At 45.9% G+C, this 15,781-nt stretch carries 13 protein-coding genes; 3 read left to right on the top strand and 10 right to left on the bottom strand.

The features are described 5' to 3' along the window. Positions 1 to 39: 39 nt before the first annotated feature. From C1A02_RS07505 to C1A02_RS07490, 4 genes are all read right to left on the bottom strand, one after another. Entirely contained in the window at positions 40 to 1,341 is a 1,302-nt protein-coding gene (locus C1A02_RS07505) for a bifunctional folylpolyglutamate synthase/dihydrofolate synthase (RefSeq protein WP_101697603.1), read from the bottom strand. 85 nt (positions 1,342 to 1,426) lie between these two features. Continuing rightward, positions 1,427 to 4,060: a valine--tRNA ligase gene (locus tag C1A02_RS07500; protein ID WP_101697602.1), complete on the bottom strand. Its 2,634-nt coding sequence runs from the start codon at positions 4,058 to 4,060 to the stop codon at positions 1,427 to 1,429. 119 nt (positions 4,061 to 4,179) lie between these two features. After that, the gene (locus tag C1A02_RS07495) at positions 4,180 to 4,671 is read right to left on the bottom strand and encodes an LURP-one-related family protein (protein ID WP_101697601.1); all 492 of its coding nucleotides are present in this window, start codon (positions 4,669 to 4,671) and stop codon (positions 4,180 to 4,182) included. A gap of 43 nt (positions 4,672 to 4,714) precedes the next feature. Next, entirely contained in the window at positions 4,715 to 6,499 is a 1,785-nt protein-coding gene (locus C1A02_RS07490; protein WP_101697600.1) for a hypothetical protein, read from the bottom strand. A gap of 354 nt (positions 6,500 to 6,853) precedes the next feature. On the opposite strand from C1A02_RS07490, the gene C1A02_RS07485 reads away from it, so the two are divergent. Continuing rightward, a complete protein-coding gene (locus C1A02_RS07485) occupies positions 6,854 to 7,954 on the top strand; it encodes a DUF3810 domain-containing protein (protein ID WP_101697599.1) in 1,101 nt (366 codons plus the stop codon). 168 nt (positions 7,955 to 8,122) lie between these two features. Here the strand turns inward: C1A02_RS07485 and C1A02_RS07480 are convergent, their stop codons facing one another. The 3 genes from C1A02_RS07480 to C1A02_RS07470 all read right to left on the bottom strand — a co-directional run bounded on the left by C1A02_RS07480 (position 8,123) and on the right by C1A02_RS07470 (position 10,840). Next, entirely contained in the window at positions 8,123 to 9,124 is a 1,002-nt protein-coding gene (locus tag C1A02_RS07480) for a polysaccharide deacetylase family protein (RefSeq protein WP_243577956.1), read from the bottom strand. 217 nt (positions 9,125 to 9,341) lie between these two features. After that, positions 9,342 to 10,274, bottom strand: coding sequence for a cysteine synthase A (cysK, locus tag C1A02_RS07475; RefSeq protein ID WP_101697598.1), 933 nt, complete (start codon positions 10,272 to 10,274; stop codon positions 9,342 to 9,344). 386 nt (positions 10,275 to 10,660) lie between these two features. Further along, the gene (locus tag C1A02_RS07470; RefSeq protein ID WP_101697597.1) at positions 10,661 to 10,840 is read right to left on the bottom strand and encodes a hypothetical protein; all 180 of its coding nucleotides are present in this window, start codon (positions 10,838 to 10,840) and stop codon (positions 10,661 to 10,663) included. A gap of 632 nt (positions 10,841 to 11,472) precedes the next feature. On the opposite strand from C1A02_RS07470, the gene C1A02_RS13480 reads away from it, so the two are divergent. After that, a complete protein-coding gene (locus C1A02_RS13480; protein ID WP_164997165.1) occupies positions 11,473 to 11,634 on the top strand; it encodes a hypothetical protein in 162 nt (53 codons plus the stop codon). A 257-nt stretch (positions 11,635 to 11,891) separates the two neighbouring features. After that, positions 11,892 to 12,962, top strand: coding sequence for a hypothetical protein (locus C1A02_RS07465; protein ID WP_101697596.1), 1,071 nt, complete (start codon positions 11,892 to 11,894; stop codon positions 12,960 to 12,962). Between the two features lie 132 nt (positions 12,963 to 13,094). On the opposite strand, the gene C1A02_RS07460 is transcribed toward C1A02_RS07465, so the two are convergent. From C1A02_RS07460 to C1A02_RS07450, 3 genes are all read right to left on the bottom strand, one after another. Continuing rightward, positions 13,095 to 13,304 (bottom strand): heavy-metal-associated domain-containing protein, encoded by a 210-nt coding sequence (locus C1A02_RS07460; RefSeq protein ID WP_101697595.1) that lies wholly within the window; start codon positions 13,302 to 13,304, stop codon positions 13,095 to 13,097. A gap of 291 nt (positions 13,305 to 13,595) precedes the next feature. Continuing rightward, the gene (locus C1A02_RS07455) at positions 13,596 to 14,606 is read right to left on the bottom strand and encodes a zinc-ribbon domain-containing protein (protein ID WP_101697594.1); all 1,011 of its coding nucleotides are present in this window, start codon (positions 14,604 to 14,606) and stop codon (positions 13,596 to 13,598) included. A gap of 621 nt (positions 14,607 to 15,227) precedes the next feature. Beyond that, a complete protein-coding gene (locus C1A02_RS07450; RefSeq protein WP_101697593.1) occupies positions 15,228 to 15,431 on the bottom strand; it encodes a hypothetical protein in 204 nt (67 codons plus the stop codon). Positions 15,432 to 15,781: the final 350 nt, after the last annotated feature.

The raw sequence follows: 15,781 nt of genomic DNA, 5'->3' as shown, positions 1-15,781 counted from the left end.
CCTATAGAATAGAGGATTTTTGGTAAAATTTTACTCGAATTATGCGGACGGGCTTTGAGATTGCAAAATTTCTATGGCAATAGGTCTTACCTGCGCCGCCAAATAAAGAGAACCGCACACAACCACTGCACCCTCGTCCCCTGCATGGGCCAACGCCATTTCTACCGCCTGGCGCGGCGTATCGGCAGCCTGGGCAGAAGCCCCAAGGCCCTTCCACAAGTCCGCTAAGGCAGGGGCATCCATAGCCCGGGGATTATCGGGGGTCAGCGTATACACTTGATCAAACAAGCCTTTTAAATGCCCGATAGCTGCCGTGGTGTCTTTATCCGCCAGCATCCCCATCACGGCAGTGATTTTCTTTGCCGGCAGATATTGCCGCAAGGCAGCCGCTAAAGCCTCTGTCCCATTGGGGTTATGGGCGCCGTCCAGCAAAAACACCGGTTTTTGAGAAAGAAGTTCCAGCCGGGCGGGAAAATGCACACGGGAAAATCCGTCCGCAATCGCCTCTTGAGAAAGCTGAAAGCCTTTTTCCTGCAAAAACTCCAATGCCGCCAATACCGTAGAAGCATTCTGCACCTGATGTTTCCCAATCAGCGGCATCTGCATGGGGGTTCCCCGATACTGAAACTGGGTGCCCAACAAGTCGGAAGAAACCGGCTCTAAGGCTTCCGGCTGGCCGAGTTTCAAGCGGTTGTGCCGCTGTTGAGCCGCCTGCCGAATCACCTCCATCGCGCCGGGTTCCTGCCGGGGGAACACCACAGTGTCGCCCCCATCTTTGATAATCCCTGCTTTTTCAAAGGCAATTTGTTCCACCGTATCCCCCAACACCCCGGTATGATCCAGAGAAACCGCCGCAATTACCGAAACCAGCGGCGTTTTAATGATATTGGTGGCGTCAAAGCGACCGCCAAGGCCAACTTCCAGCACCACCACATCACATCCGCTTTGGGCAAACCACTCCATCGCCAGCGCCGTGATGAATTCAAATTCGGTCAAGGGCTCCCCTTCCTGTTCCAGCTGTTTCACCAGCGGAAGAACCTGTTCGGTCAGGCGAGCTAAGTCCTCTTTGGGAATCATTTCTCCGTTTATCTGCATCCGCTCCCGGAATTCCAGAATATACGGGGAGATATAAAGGCCTGTGCGGTATCCCGCGGCCGTCAGCACAGAAGAAAGCAGCGCACAGGTGGAGCCTTTTCCGTTGGTTCCGGCCACATGAACAAAGCGAAGTCTATCCTGGGGATTTCCCATTCGATCCAAAAGCTTTTGAATTCTTTCCAGCCCGGGCTTCATGCCGAACCGAAGCAAAGAGGAGATTTCTTGTAACGCTTCTTGATATGTCATACCGTTGCCCCTTTCCGAATTGAGCGATCCAGAAAAAGAAGCCGCCTGCCGTCAGAACACGCAGGCGGCTTCTTCCCGTCCAGATTTACTTTAAAAGACTTTCCATTGCGGACTTGATACCCGCAACTTTTTCTGCAAGTTTTTCCGCATTTTTGCGGACTCCGTCCACCACGTTTTCAGGCGCTTTGGACAGGAAGGTTTCATTTTTCAGTTTGCTTTCCGCAGAAACCAACTGTTTCTCGGCAGACTCCAGTTCTTTTTGCAGCCTTGCCAGCTCCGCTTTTTTATCCACCAAATCATCGGTGGGAATATACAGCGTAGCAGTGTCTGTGACAATCGTCACAGCATCCGGCAGATTCCAGGAATCCGCAATTTCCACCTCACTGGCATAAGCCAAACGGGTGATAATATCACTGTTCTGGCGGAAGGTATCTGCAGCCTGTCCGGTTACTGCCACCGACAAGTGGGCACGGCGTGACGGCGGCACATTCATTTCAGAACGGCGGTTACGCACCGCACGAATGGCATCCATCACACGGTGCATTTCCTGTCGATCTGCTTCAAAAGCCAAAGCCGCATCGTATTCCGGCCATTTAGACACCATGATGGATTCCCCTTCATGGGGCAAAGACTGCCAGATTTCTTCGGTAATAAAAGGCATAAAGGGGTGCAGCAGTTTTAATGTGTTGGACATGACCCACACCAGCACCTGACGGGCGCTTTGTGCGGTGGCTTCGTCCTCGCCCTGCATACGAATTTTCGCGATTTCAATATACCAGTCGCAAAAATCGTCCCACAAGAAATCGTAAAGCTTTTGAACCGCGATTCCCAGCTCAAACTTCTCCAGATTCTCGGTAATATCCCGGGCAACCTGATGGAAAGTCCCCACAATCCAGCGGTCGGCCTGAGTCAGATGCTCCGGCAGGCAATTTTCCACTTCATGCTCTTCAATATTCATCCGGATAAATCGGGCTGCATTCCAGATTTTATTGGCAAAGTTCCGGCTGGCACTTACCTTGTCATCCGAAAAACGCATGTCATTTCCCGGGCTGTTGCCGGTGGCCAGCGTAAAGCGCAAAGCATCTGCGCCCATCTGCTCAATCACTTCCAGCGGATCAATTCCGTTGCCCAAAGACTTGGACATCTTTCTGCCCTGTGCATCACGCACCAGACCATGAATCAGAACCGTATCAAAGGGAACCTGATCGGTCTGCTCGATGGCAGAAAAAATCATACGAGCCACCCAGAAGAAAATGATGTCATAGCCGGTAACCAGCGTATTGGTGGGATAGAAATATTTCAAATCCTCGGTCTGATCCGGCCACCCCAAAGTGGAGAAAGGCCACAAAGCAGAAGAGAACCAGGTATCCAGCGAGTCCGGATCCTGATGCAGGTGATGGCCGCCGCATTTCGGACAAGCATCCGGATCTTCTTTTGCAACAATGGTATCGCCGCAATCAGCGCAGTACCAGGCAGGAATCCGGTGGCCCCACCACAGCTGGCGGGAAATACACCAGTCACGGATGTTTTCCATCCAGTGATAATAGATTTTTTCAAAGCGTTCGGGAACAAACTGAACCTCGCCTTCCCGTACACGATCGATGGCGGGTTCCGCCAAAGGCTGCATTTTCACAAACCACTGCTTGGACACACGGGGTTCCACCGTGGTGGAGCAACGATAGCAAGAGCCAACATTATGCTTAATGGGTTCCACCTTAATAAGGAATCCCTGTTCTTCCAAATCCTTTACGATTTGTTTTCTGGCTTCCAGCCGATCCAGCCCCTGATAAGCACCGCCGTTTTCATTGATAACGCCGCTTTCATCCATCACATTGATAATGGGCAAATCATGACGCAGACCGACCTCAAAGTCGTTGGGGTCATGAGCAGGAGTAATTTTCACAACGCCTGTTCCGAATTCCGGTTCCACATAGGTATCTGCCACAATGGGAATCTCGCGGCCCACCAACGGCAAAATCAAAGTTTTGCCCACCAGATGGCGGTAACGCTCATCATCGGGATGCACCGCCACAGCGGTATCACCCAGCATGGTTTCGGGCCGGGTGGTGGCCAGCTGAATCTCGCCGGAGCCATCGCTCAACAGATAACGCAGATGCCAGAAATGGCCTTCGTGCTCGCTGAATTCCACCTCTGCGTCCGAAATGGAGGTGCGGCAGTAAGGGCACCAGTTGATAATGCGCTCTCCCCGGTAAATCAATCCTTTTTCATACAGGCGGACAAACACTTCATTCACAGCTTTGGAACAGCCTTCGTCCAGCGTAAAGCGTTCCCGCTCCCAATCGCAAGAGCAGCCCAGCTTTTTCAGCTGGCCGATAATCGTGCCACCGTATTTTTCTTTCCATTCCCAGGCACGCTCTAAGAATCCTTCGCGCCCAATCTCTTCTTTGGTCACGCCTTCTTTACGCATTGCTTCTACAATTTTCGCCTCTGTGGCGATGGAAGCATGGTCGGTTCCCGGCAGCCACAGCGCGGAATAACCCTGCATTCTGCGCCAACGGATCAAAATATCCTGAAGGGTTTCATCCAGCGCATGTCCCATGTGAAGCTGGCCTGTAATATTCGGCGGCGGAATCACAATTGTATAAGGCTTTTTCTCCGGATCTACCTCCGCGTGAAAATAGCCGCCGGAAAGCCAGAACTGATAAATTCTGTCTTCAACCTCCTGCGGCTCATAGGTCTTTGCAAGCTCCTTGCCCATTCTCTTTCCTCCTGTATCTCCAAAACCAAATTGCCGCCTGATGCAGATAACTGCCCAGGCAGCGCGTTTGGATTTTATCTTCCTAATATTATCCCATTGAGCTTTGCCTTTGTCAATCCTTAATTGGCCGGTACAACGCACCCCGGGCCGCACAAAGCAGCGCTGTCCACAATCACAGAAAGGCTCAGGCAAACCGGCACATCTTCCGGCCGTTCCACTTGAATTCCATAGCTGTCACCCCGGGCTGTCCAACAAGGCGCATGGGTCATGCGCACCTGCTCTTCCCCATCCACCACATCAAAGCAGCGGGTTAATAAATCCCCCCGCAAGCTCCATTCGGTTTTGCTCAGGCGGATGCTGTGCTCAGATGCCATGTTCTGAGTCACGCGCAAGCACTCTTTTTCTTCGATATGCACACTGTATTTACAAAGCCCGTGAATTCCCACACAAGTAATTTTGGCACATTCTGTTCCGGAGCTGTCGCGCAGATACAGCTTGCCCCCAAAAGAGCCCCATTCGCCCTCTACTGTATAGAGCAGCGTTCCAGCCGTATCAAACACATCAAACAAGATTTCGCCAGCTCCGGTATGCCTGTTCAGATAAAAGTCCATCCGGATTTCTCCTCTGATTCTCCATCGATGTCCTGTTTCTTCTTTATTTTCTGGTAAATTGGTAAGAATATTCCGTTTCTTTCAGAACAACCGGCCCGCCCAGAATTCGCTCGGCAGTTCGCTGAGTCACCGGCTGGGTTCCGTTGTTCAGTCCATAGGGTGCTTTTACCACATATAAAAGCGCCGGGCGGTTTTGCGGATTTTTTTCAAAATAGTCGTCGATCCGCCGGGACGGCAGTTCCGAACGCCAAAGAGAAGGCGGCGCCGGCCTTTGCTGCCCGCACAAATAGCCAAAAGGCAGCAGTTCGTTAAACATCACCCGTTCTTCACCCCGAGGCATGGCCTGCTCAATATCTGCCACAATTCCCGCATACCGCGCCGCAGCAGCCGGCGTGGTATAAAGGCCTTTGGCCGGGCCGCTGGTCAGCTGTGTGCGCAAATAGACAATGGGCTCATCCCGATACACCGCCTGAGCCCGCATGGCTGTGTTGCACAAAACCAACAGCACCAAAGAACTGGCAAAAGAAGCCCAAAGGGTTTTGAGCACTTTTTGCCTCATGACGGGCGCATCCGGTTCTGCCGTATAAAAATCATAGGCGGTCAAAACCAAAGACAGCACGGAAAGATTCAAAATAAACGAAGCCCCGGTGATTCCGTTATTGCTGGCGGTATAAATCGCCCAACTCATCAGCAAAGACGGAAGATACAACACCATAATCACAATCCGGCTGCGCCGGCTGGGTCGGTAAGCCGTCAGAATCAACGGCCAAAGCCCTGCACAGGCCTGAATATAATTCACCTTGGATGTAAAAGGCAAATCGGCCTCTGATTGAATCAGCACCATCCCCACATTGATAATCACACTCAGCGGCATACAGATCCAAATCATAACCTCTAACACCGGGGCCAGATCCAATCCTGTTTTCAGCTGCCGGGAAAGGACAATCAAAATCAAAAGCGTAATTTCCAAAAGAGAAAGAAGCGCCATCATTTGATAGTCTTGAAGGAATAGGGATGTTTTTACCCATACACTTTGATAGGGATGTTCCGGATCTTGAAATAGATAGAAGATATTATCCACCACACCCCAAAAACCCGATGTAGCTAACACATATCCGGCGGCCAAAATGAGGGTGGCCGCTCCTCCGCAAAAAAGCCCCAATAAAGGAACCCGCGACTCCTCTTCCTGTTCCGCCTTCTTCACACAGGGGCGAAGCACAAACAGCGTCATTAAAAAAAGCGGTGCGATAATGATGAAAAACGGATAGGCAATGCAGGAAAAAGCCAAAAGCACCCCAGCTGCTATGCTCAGGCAAAAAGCACCCCGCACGGAAAAGGTGGTACCGTACAGGAAAAGGAGCAGCATGGCAGCCGCGGCAGTAAATAAATATGCCATACTATTATAAGAAAGATTGTTGATTCCAAAGGGCGTAAAGGAAAAAAACAATCCGGCACACAAAAGCGCCGGCATCCTGCGCTGAAAAAGCCGAAGCAAAGCCCGATAGATTAAAAGAGAAATCAAGGCATCCACGCAGATATATAAGATCCGCATAAACAGAATGATGCCGGTCATATCCCCCGCCACAAGGCGGTACATCCACAAAACAGGGGCAATTAAAAGCGCCCCGGTCTGATGAATATCCCACGAATCGGCAAACAGATGATCCCCCAAAGAGAAGCGATAGGGCAAAGCAAGATAATAGGTTTCATCGGACCAATCGAACCCAAACACGGAACGCACCAAAAACAAAACGGTCATTCCCGCAATGACCAGATAAGGCAACACGCTCAGAAATTTAAAACGAGGTTTAAAAAAAGATTTTAGCATAGCCGGCTCCCGTATTTTTTTATCCCAGATCAATGAAAAAATTTAGTTTTATTGTATCACAAACATCCAGCATTTGCCAAGCACAGAACGCACAGATTAAAGATAGGGCAAAAGAGTGATTTCCCCTGATTGTCTGTTTGTGGTGCAGGACAAAAAACGATGAAAATTTATATAACCAAGAAGAATTCTGTGTTATAATTACGAAATCAGGATAATTATCTGCTGAGAGAGCACCGAATCATTGCACAAGCGTACATAAAAACACTCAGGCAATGTTGGTGCAATTTGCGTTTCTCAAAACCAAGGACAGTATGGCATTTGTTTATGATATTTTTAGGAAGGAGGAAATCTTGATTGAAACAGCTGATTCACCAAAAGCGAGCCTGGCTTTTTCTTTTGCTGCCCATTTCCCTTTTCGTATCTTCTGTGGCCTCACAAAACTCCGGATGGGCAGAATGGTATGCCATGACCATTTACCCCGTCCTTTCTAAAATAATCAACCGCATTTCTTCCCTTTTCCCTTTTTCGCTCATGGAGATCATTTTGATTGCCGGTATTGTTGGAGTGTTGTTCTTTATTATTCGGCTGGCGGTACGTCTGAAACAAAAACCACAGGAACGAAAAACAAATTTAGTGCGGGCTGCGGCCAGCCTGCTTTGTGCCCTTGGACTAATTTCTTTTCTGTTCACCTTAACCTGCGGAATCAATTATTCCCGCCACACCTTTGCACAGGTTTCCGGCCTGCCGATACAACCTTCTTCCCGGGAGGAACTGAAGGACCTTTGTACAGAACTGGTGCAGCAGGCGAATCGCCTGCGCCCAAAGGTTACAACAGACCATCAGGGAATTACCCATTTGGAAGATTGGACGCAGGCTGCACAAACCGCACAAACTACAATGAACGCGATGGAGCAGAAATACCCCACTTTGAAAAGCGGCTATGGAACACCAAAGCCCGTTGCACTTTCCCGCCTGATGTCTTACTGCAACATTACCGGCGTTTATTTCCCCTTTACGATGGAAGCCAACGTAAACAAAGATGCGCCGGATTACGGTATTCCGGCCACCATGCTGCATGAGCTGAGCCATTTGCGCGGATATATGCGCGAAGACGAAGCCAATTTTATTGCTTATTTGGCTTGCCGCAGCAGTGACAGTCCCTTATTTCAATATTCGGGAACTGTACTGGCTTTTTCGTATGCAAATAACGCACTGTATTCTGTCGACGCTGACTCCAGCCGTGAAATTTACTCTTTACTGAGTGAGGATGTACAGCGTGATTTTGCCGCCGAAAAAGCCTATTGGAAGCAATTCGAAGGCCCTGTGGCAAACACCGCCAGCAAGGTAAATGACAGCTATTTAAAATCCAACCGGCAAGAGGACGGGGTGAAAAGTTACGGCAGGATGGTCGATTTACTGCTGGCAGAATTTCGTCAGCAGCACACAGAACCCTAAAAGACTCTTAGCTCTTTTATTTTTCACTGCAATCATCCTTTCCCCTGTTTTATAAAAAAGAAGCGTTGCCTGGGCAACGCTTCTTTTATTCTACTGAAACTTTCCGGTTTTAAAATCATTGTTTTATTTCAGTTCCAAGTGCCACCACAAGAATCGGAGAAAACCCGATTATTGTGCAGGCAATTTAAACTGAATCGGCTTGACAGAGCTATCCAGCTTATCAAAACGGTAGCCCTTGCTTTTTAACTCCTGAATGATTTTCGGCAATTCTTCTACGGTATCATGTTTTTTACCGGAATCATGGAATAAAATAACCGCCTTTTCAAACTGCACCGTTTGATTGATGGTGTCCTGATAAATGGACTGCTTGGTTGCTCCCCGCTCTGCGTCACCTGCACTGACATTCCAGTCATAATAGGTATATCCGCGCCGGGTCAAATCATTCGCCAGCTGACGAGCAATCGCTTTGTTATAGCTGTTTACACTTCCGCCGGCAAACCGCAGAAGTTCCGGCTTTACCCCGGTAGCTTCCTCAATTAGATCACTGACCTTCGACATATCGTCTAGAAACGCAGTGGGGGATGCATAAATTTTTTCGTAATCATGGGTATAGGTATGCATGGCAATCGTGTGCCCTTGATCCACAATATCCTTCATGATATTTTTGGACTGCGGGTCGCTGCGCCCCACCACAAAAAAAGTAGCCTTGATATCGTTTTGTTTTAAGATATCCAATACCTTGGGCGTCAAAACCGATGGGCCGTCGTCAAAGGTAAGATAGGCAACCTTATCCCCCTTTTGATGCTCGATGATTTCCTTCGGCTGCACATACAGATCCGGATACAGCTTACTCAGATCAGTTAAAGGATGAGAAGAAGTTCCTTTAGAAGACGAAGCAGAAGAGGAAACCGGCGGCTTGTTTGAGGATGCAGGATTAGACGAAACCGGTGGGACAGAAGAAATAGCTATCGTGGAAGATTCCTTCTCTTCAGAAGAAACCTGTGAAAGGTTCCAATCAGAAGGCAGCGTACTGCTCATCGATTCAGAAACAGTTTTGGGAGCAGAACGAAGCGAAAGATATCCGGCAAGAGAGCCGATTAAAACGCCGATGCCGATCGCAATGGCAATTAGAACGGATACAATAATGATACGATTTTTTCTGGTTGACAACTTGAGCACTTCCCTTTTTCTTTGGCTTTTGCTATTATAGCACACCCCCCAAAATAAAAAACGGGGATAACAGGATTGTAACCTTACAGTATTGTAACCTATATTTTGTTCTAAATTAAAACAAAACCACAACATTATGCGTCGCCATTCCAATTAAAGAAAAATAAAAATGAGCGGAACATCAAAAGATGCCCGCCCATTTTTATTTAGGAGGAATTTATTCACTGAACAAAGCGGTGGACAAATACCGCTCGCCGGTATCTGGCAAAAGAACCACAATGGTTTTCCCTTGATTTTCGGGGCGGCGGGCAATTTGCTCGGCTGCCCAAATGGCCGCACCAGAAGAAATTCCCACCAAAAGGCCTTCGGTTTTGGCAATCTCTTTGCCTTTGGCAAAAGCATCTTCATTTTCTACCGGAATAATCTCGTCATAAACCTTAGTATTTAAAACATCGGGAACAAAACCCGCACCAATTCCCTGAATTTTATGGGGACCGGGTACGCCCTTGGAAAGCACCGGAGAATCCGCCGGTTCCACCGCAACAATCTTTACATTTGGATTCTGGCTTCTTAAATATTCACCCACACCGGTAATCGTGCCACCGGTGCCGATTCCCGCAACAAAGAAATCCACTTTTCCATCTGTGTCCTGCCAAATTTCAGGGCCGGTGGTTTCTCTGTGAACCGCCGGGTTTGCGGGATTGATAAACTGACCCGGAATAAAGGAATCCGGAATCTCTTTTGCCAGCTCATCGGCCTTGGCAATTGCCCCTTTCATTCCCTTGGCCCCTTCGGTAAGCACCACTTCTGCCCCGTATGCCTTTAACAGGTTTCTTCTTTCCACGCTCATGGTTTCCGGCATTGTGAGAATCACGCGGTAACCCCTGGCAGAAGCTACAGACGCCAAACCAATTCCGGTATTCCCGCTGGTGGGCTCGATGAGAACAGAACCTTTCTTCAAAAGCCCCTTTTGTTCCGCGTCATCCACCATTGCTTTGGCAATGCGGTCTTTAACGCTGCCGGCGGGGTTAAAATATTCCAGTTTTGCTAAAAGGGTTGCCTTCAGGTTATGCTTTTCTTCAAAGTTTGTCAGCTCTAATAAAGGGGTTTTTCCTATCAAATCGGTTAAATTCTTCGCTATCTTTGCCATGATAACAATCTCCTTTTCGTCATTTCAGTCATTTATTCAGAGAATAGAATCATCCGCAGGAACAGCCTTTAAACCCTTTTTGTTCTGCGCCTTTTGATGCGAAGAAACCGTTCAGCCGTTCTTAAAAATAATTCATATCTATTTTCTATGGTTTCATTATATCATCGATTTTTGTTCTGTCAATAGGTTTTCTTAAATAAATTTATATTATATATATGTTAAGTATGATATATGTGTTACTCGGTAAAAAAACATGATGTTAGCAACCGGAAAATCTGCTTTGTTTTCCGTTAAAGCTACCAAAAAAACGACAGCCCCCGCAACAGGAGTTTTTCTGTGTTTCTCCTTTTGCCAGTGCTGCCGAAACTAGAACAAGCTTTTTAAAATTATTGCTTCATTTTATGCCTTGCAATACATTCATATAGATCCTGAGCCGAGTGCATCTCTTCCCGCAGCAGAGCCTGTTGATCCTCTTCGGGAAGACCCAAAAAATAATCCTTTAAAACTCTGTCACTTTCAAAGAACTGTAAAAATCCAACGGGAAAAGCGGATAAACCATCTTCCATACCAAATCACCTCAGCTCTAGTTTATCCAAAACCGGGCAATTTAAAAGAAGCCTGATTTTCTAAATAATCGAAGGAATCCGCCCCGATTGGGACGGATTCCTTTTAGCATTTTGGTATTTTTTGCACAACCCTATCGTAAAATTCTCCATAGGATGTGCATCCTTGCAAAAGATGCAGCTGGTCCTGCTCCGGCAGAGAATCAAAAAAAGCTTTCAGCTTTTGATCCTCTTCTAATGATTGCGCAAAAGGAAAATCGGTAAAATCCATTTCATCACCTCACGCTTAGTGTGTGAAGATTCCTTTCGTTCATACCAGCCAAAGCAAAGCCATAACTGCGTTTTTTAATCAGCTTAGAAAGCAATATCAATTCATTTACCTGCACCAGGGAATGCAGTGTCCATTATAGCAAAACCACCAGCGACAACGATGCCAACACCACATAATCGAACCCTCCTTTCTGAATCTTTTACATAATATGTAAAAAGGACAAGGCGGGTCAATACGGGAACAAGGAATTCCTTATGGGATTTCTTTGCTGGATTTTGTATGACTGGTTCCCGAATATGGATCGAATTTGAAGAGATATGGTGGGAAAACTAAAAAATACATTGAATTTACAGGAGGAAAATTTATGGCAAAAGCAGGCATGAAACGGCCCGATCCCAAAGAGCCCCACGGAACCGAAAGCAACCACAAACTGCACCAAAAGAAAAACGATGTGGAGCCCGTGCCCGAATTACAGGGAAAGGCCAAGCACACCAAACAAAAAGCAAATCCTATTATACGGCCATAGCCAAAAGCCCCTCGGGGCTTTTTACATAAACGAATCCGAAAGAATATAGGATTCGTTTTTCTTGTTTGCATTAATTCTTATAGATTGTTGATAAAAACAAAAAAACGGAGTAATATTGAGGTACAAATGGTAAAATTTGATTGTTTTTGCTGCATTTTAATAAAGACAGATTAGAGGAGGATATTGGCTTGTATTGTAAACACTGCGGACAACAAGTTCCTGAAAAAAGCAAGTTTTGTTGGAGGTGCGGTCAAACAGTGCCAACCCAACCGGCCCCCAGTCAAAATGATCCCGGCACTCCACAAGCACCCCCTGTGCAGACAGAACCTGTAAAGGCAGAACCTGTAAAAACAGAACCCTTGCAAACAACAAACCCGATTTATAACAGTGATCCCCCTGCCAGAGCCCGCTGCACAGACTGCGGAATCATTTTAGAAGACGGAGAACAGGGATGCTGCGCAAACTGTCTGGCAAGGCGTAGTTCCCCGGCACAAACCCCCGCCCCTGCGGTTTCTGCCAGCAGAGAAATCACTGAAAGTTCGTCAGATGACGAAACAGACCGGGGCGGATCCAAAAAAGCTGCTATCATTATGATCAGTATTTTTGCTTTGATTGTCATCGCTTGCTTTGCCTGCAATGGGAATAAGGATTCTAATACATATGACGATGTTGCTGTAGCAGATTCCGTAGCGTATTCTATGCCCAAAGAATATCAAAAAGTTTTTACAGAAGATATTTGCTGGAGCATAGAGCATGCAGTTAAGAAAAAAATTGCCAACCCGGACACTGCTACTTTTAAACATGATTACGCCGCATTTACCGGAAAAAACGCAAAATTTACCGGCAGCGGAATTGTCTCTTATCAGGAAGAATCCGGCAGACAAACCGAAAAAACATTTGCCTTAACAGTCATGTCAGCAGAGAAGTGTTATTATATTTTATCTCTCCAGCTGGGAGATACTGTTTTGTTTGATCATTCAAATGGTGTCAATAGCTTGGGTATCATTACAGCGGAAGGCGAAGCGATTTATGAAAAGCCGGAAGGAACCTCTTTGTTTGAGATCGACGATGGAAATTTAGTTACAATAGCGGATTCTAAAAGCGAACAGGTGACGCTGGATGAGTATAGAAGAATCCAAATGGGAACGAAATATTCCGACGTGACAGAACTCATCGGCTCCTTGGGCGAAGAAATCAGCCAAACCTCTGTATTAGGGGTTGAAACCGCCATTATCAAGTGGAAAGGCAACGGCGATTCCGATTCTAACGCAACCATCACTTTTAGTGATGGAAAAGTGATTGCAAAAGTACAATTGGGATTAAAATAACAAAAAGTCCGGTCCTGTGGGATCGGACTTTTTTATGGTATCACAGCAACAAAACACAGCCCCAAATTCACTTAAAACGTTCGATGTGACTTATTGTGTTTTCAAATAGAAATACGATAGGCGGGCAATCGATTAAGCGTAATCAATTTTAAATCCGGAACGTTCAATGCAGCTTTTAATTTCCAGATCAGTTGCGGGGGAATTGTACTCCACCAAAATATCTCCGGTTTGCAGATTAACCCCCACCTGTGAAACACCGTCTATCTTTTTCAGCGCATTTTTAATCTGTGTTTTTCCTTCTTTGTTTTGCAGTCCCGACACATTACAAGTTAACGATTCCATGGTTTTTCCTCCTTTTCTTTACAGGGCGGCTGTGGTGTTCCCAACAGTAAATTCACTTTGATGATTTGTCAGAAAACTGCCGCCATTTTTTACCCATAGGATGCCCAATTTTCTTCCCTATCATCAATAAAAAATTAACACCTGGGAAGCATTTCCCGTACAGACTAAAACAGAAAAGGACTGTAACAAATGAAAGACCCGCAAAATAGCAAAACAAAACAGAGACTAAACCCCATTGGTCTGCACAAAAACCGCCCTCCCCCTGACAACGCAGGGAAAGGGCGGTTTTGTTTATTCTAAGCCAATCTGTGATTTTGCAAATACTTTTCCGTTGCTGAACGTAATCGTTGCACCAGAGGCTATGCCGCCATTTCCATCCCAAAAAATCATAGCGGTCTCATAACCGGCCACAGTACTGCGCCCCAATTCAGTTCCATACGAACCAATAATTTCACTGACTTGCGCATATTCCATGCCGTCTTTGATCTGATTGTATTCTTCCATCGTAACCACTTCACTATCCGGATCCCTTAATAAGACGGCATATCCATCTTCTGAAGTATCAAAAATGAATAAACCGGACCCTTTTCCAAACATGTCTTCGCCGGCCTTTGTAATGATACCCAAACTGTTTACTCCATTCAAACAATTCACAGAAACGGTATCTCCCAGCTTTAAATACAAAACATAATAACTTTTTTCACCCAGAAGAATACTCACGCTAAAAGGAGACTGAGCTGCGCCCCCATTTGCAGAGGTATAATTTACCGTACCGCTTCCGGTATAAATAGCATTCTTCCCTTTCCAGCTGGTTTGATCATGAGTGAATTTTGCCGTATCGGGATTCTTCAATTGCTCTTTCACACTTTGCTCAATATTTGCTAATGCCATCTCTTCAAAAATCTGTTTGATTTGTTTCTGCATGGGAGTCAGCGCAGGAGCAGAAGACACCGCCGGAGCACTGGATGCAGGTGATGCGGAAGATACAACGGTTCCAGCGGTAATCGTCTCTGGAGAGTCACCGTTTCTACCTGTTAGAGAAAACACAACGCAAAAAAACAGAAGTGCGCCCATCAACCACATGAATATTTGGCCAGCACAGCCCTCTTTTTCTTCCTCCTCTTCTTCTGGTGGGGTTATCGGCGCTGCCGGCTCTGGGGTGAAATTTGTTGCCGGCGGCACATATGCTTCCGGTGGCGCATCCGCAAATCCCGCCGAAGGATTGCTTTCTACCTTTTGCCCGCAATGAAAACAAAATTTGCTATCATCTGAAATTTGGTTCCCACACTTATTACAAAACACTCAATACACTCCTTTTACAAAATATAGCCCTATCCCTCATTTTGAATATAGTATCATAAAAATGGCAATCCATTTTTACTTCATCTTGGTTTTCGCTTACGCCGTGAGGTGATTCAATCATAAAGAGAACAGCAAACTGTTCTCTCAGGCATCGAAAGCTTCGCTTTCGCCTATGCCGTGAGGTTATTATACCATATTAACAATATCTGGTAAAACAATTAAGCAATTAGAATACAAATAAGACAAAAATCCCACATTTTGATTTCACAATGTGGATTGTGCTGCTGATTTCACGACCTTTCCTGCAATACAGCTGAAAAACCCTTCTGGCAATGCATGTGAATAGATAAAAAAAGAAGATTATCCTTTCAATAACCGCCAAAACAGAAGATGTTTTGGTATTATGTTAATCTTCTTTATTTGCCAAACTATTCTTTTTCCGCTAATCTGCTTCACTTCTTAAAATAGAATCAAACAAAGAAATGCGAATAAAAAATTACCGCCCTTGAGCTTTCACTCAAAGACGGCAATTTCAAAGCATTTTTATTCCAGTAGAAATCTTTTGATTTTAGGGAGTTCCATTCCCTATAACAAAAATGATAGAGCAGGCAGCACAACATATTATTGCAGCGATGCAATGTCACCACCGCGAGCAATGAAGTCATTTTTCACTTTCTCCATCAAAGGCTGAAGTGCCCTAATTTCCCCTTCGATTTGATTAATTTCCTCTGCACTCCTTGGCTTTTTTAAGTACCCAATGCATTGGTTTTTATATGCTTGTAACGCTGAATATAAAACAGCAGTTTCAGAATTTGTAAAACTCATTTGGTATCCCTCCTTTCTATTCTAATTCTACATCAGACAGCAATTTTTGACAACATTAAAAATTGCTGAAAAATTATTTTTGTTAAAACAAACAGAAGAAAACCAAGAATAAATTGGGTAATTTGTTAGGTTTTAGAGACTTTTCCTTCTGATTTTTATGCGGTATCGAATTAATCTGATAAAGCAAACCAAGCACTTCATGCGCAAGAAATGAAACTTTTATCTCAATTGTCCTTGGGATAATTTCTTTCGAAAAACAAGCCAGAAAGACTATGAAACCAACAGGTGAAAAAACAAGGCTTGAGAAATTAAAATACAAATTCAGAAACTTTGTAGGAGGACCATAGAAT

Source organism: Clostridium minihomine (genome assembly GCF_900240385.1).
Classification (GTDB): domain Bacteria; phylum Bacillota; class Clostridia; order Oscillospirales; family Acutalibacteraceae; genus Faecalispora; species Faecalispora minihomine.
The sequence above is the reverse complement of the archived record's forward strand: the minus strand, read 5'-3'. Positions and strand labels throughout refer to the sequence as shown.

Bases quoted from the DNA above. Each gene is read 5' to 3' on its own strand.
- C1A02_RS07450 (WP_101697593.1), bottom strand. From the start codon at position 15,431: ATGAGTTTTACAAATTCTGAAACTGCTGTTTTATATTCAGCGTTACAA.
- C1A02_RS07470 (WP_101697597.1), bottom strand. From the start codon at position 10,840: ATGGAAGATGGTTTATCCGCTTTTCCCGTTGGATTTTTACAGTTCTTT.
- C1A02_RS07460 (WP_101697595.1), bottom strand. From the start codon at position 13,304: ATGGAATCGTTAACTTGTAATGTGTCGGGACTGCAAAACAAAGAAGGA.
- C1A02_RS07505 (WP_101697603.1), bottom strand. From the start codon at position 1,341: ATGACATATCAAGAAGCGTTACAAGAAATCTCCTCTTTGCTTCGGTTC.
- cysK (WP_101697598.1), bottom strand. From the start codon at position 10,274: ATGGCAAAGATAGCGAAGAATTTAACCGATTTGATAGGAAAAACCCCT.
- C1A02_RS07495 (WP_101697601.1), bottom strand. From the start codon at position 4,671: ATGGACTTTTATCTGAACAGGCATACCGGAGCTGGCGAAATCTTGTTT.
- C1A02_RS07500 (WP_101697602.1), bottom strand. From the start codon at position 4,060: ATGGGCAAGGAGCTTGCAAAGACCTATGAGCCGCAGGAGGTTGAAGAC.
- C1A02_RS07490 (WP_101697600.1), bottom strand. From the start codon at position 6,499: ATGCTAAAATCTTTTTTTAAACCTCGTTTTAAATTTCTGAGCGTGTTG.
- C1A02_RS13480 (WP_164997165.1), top strand. From the start codon at position 11,473: ATGGCAAAAGCAGGCATGAAACGGCCCGATCCCAAAGAGCCCCACGGA.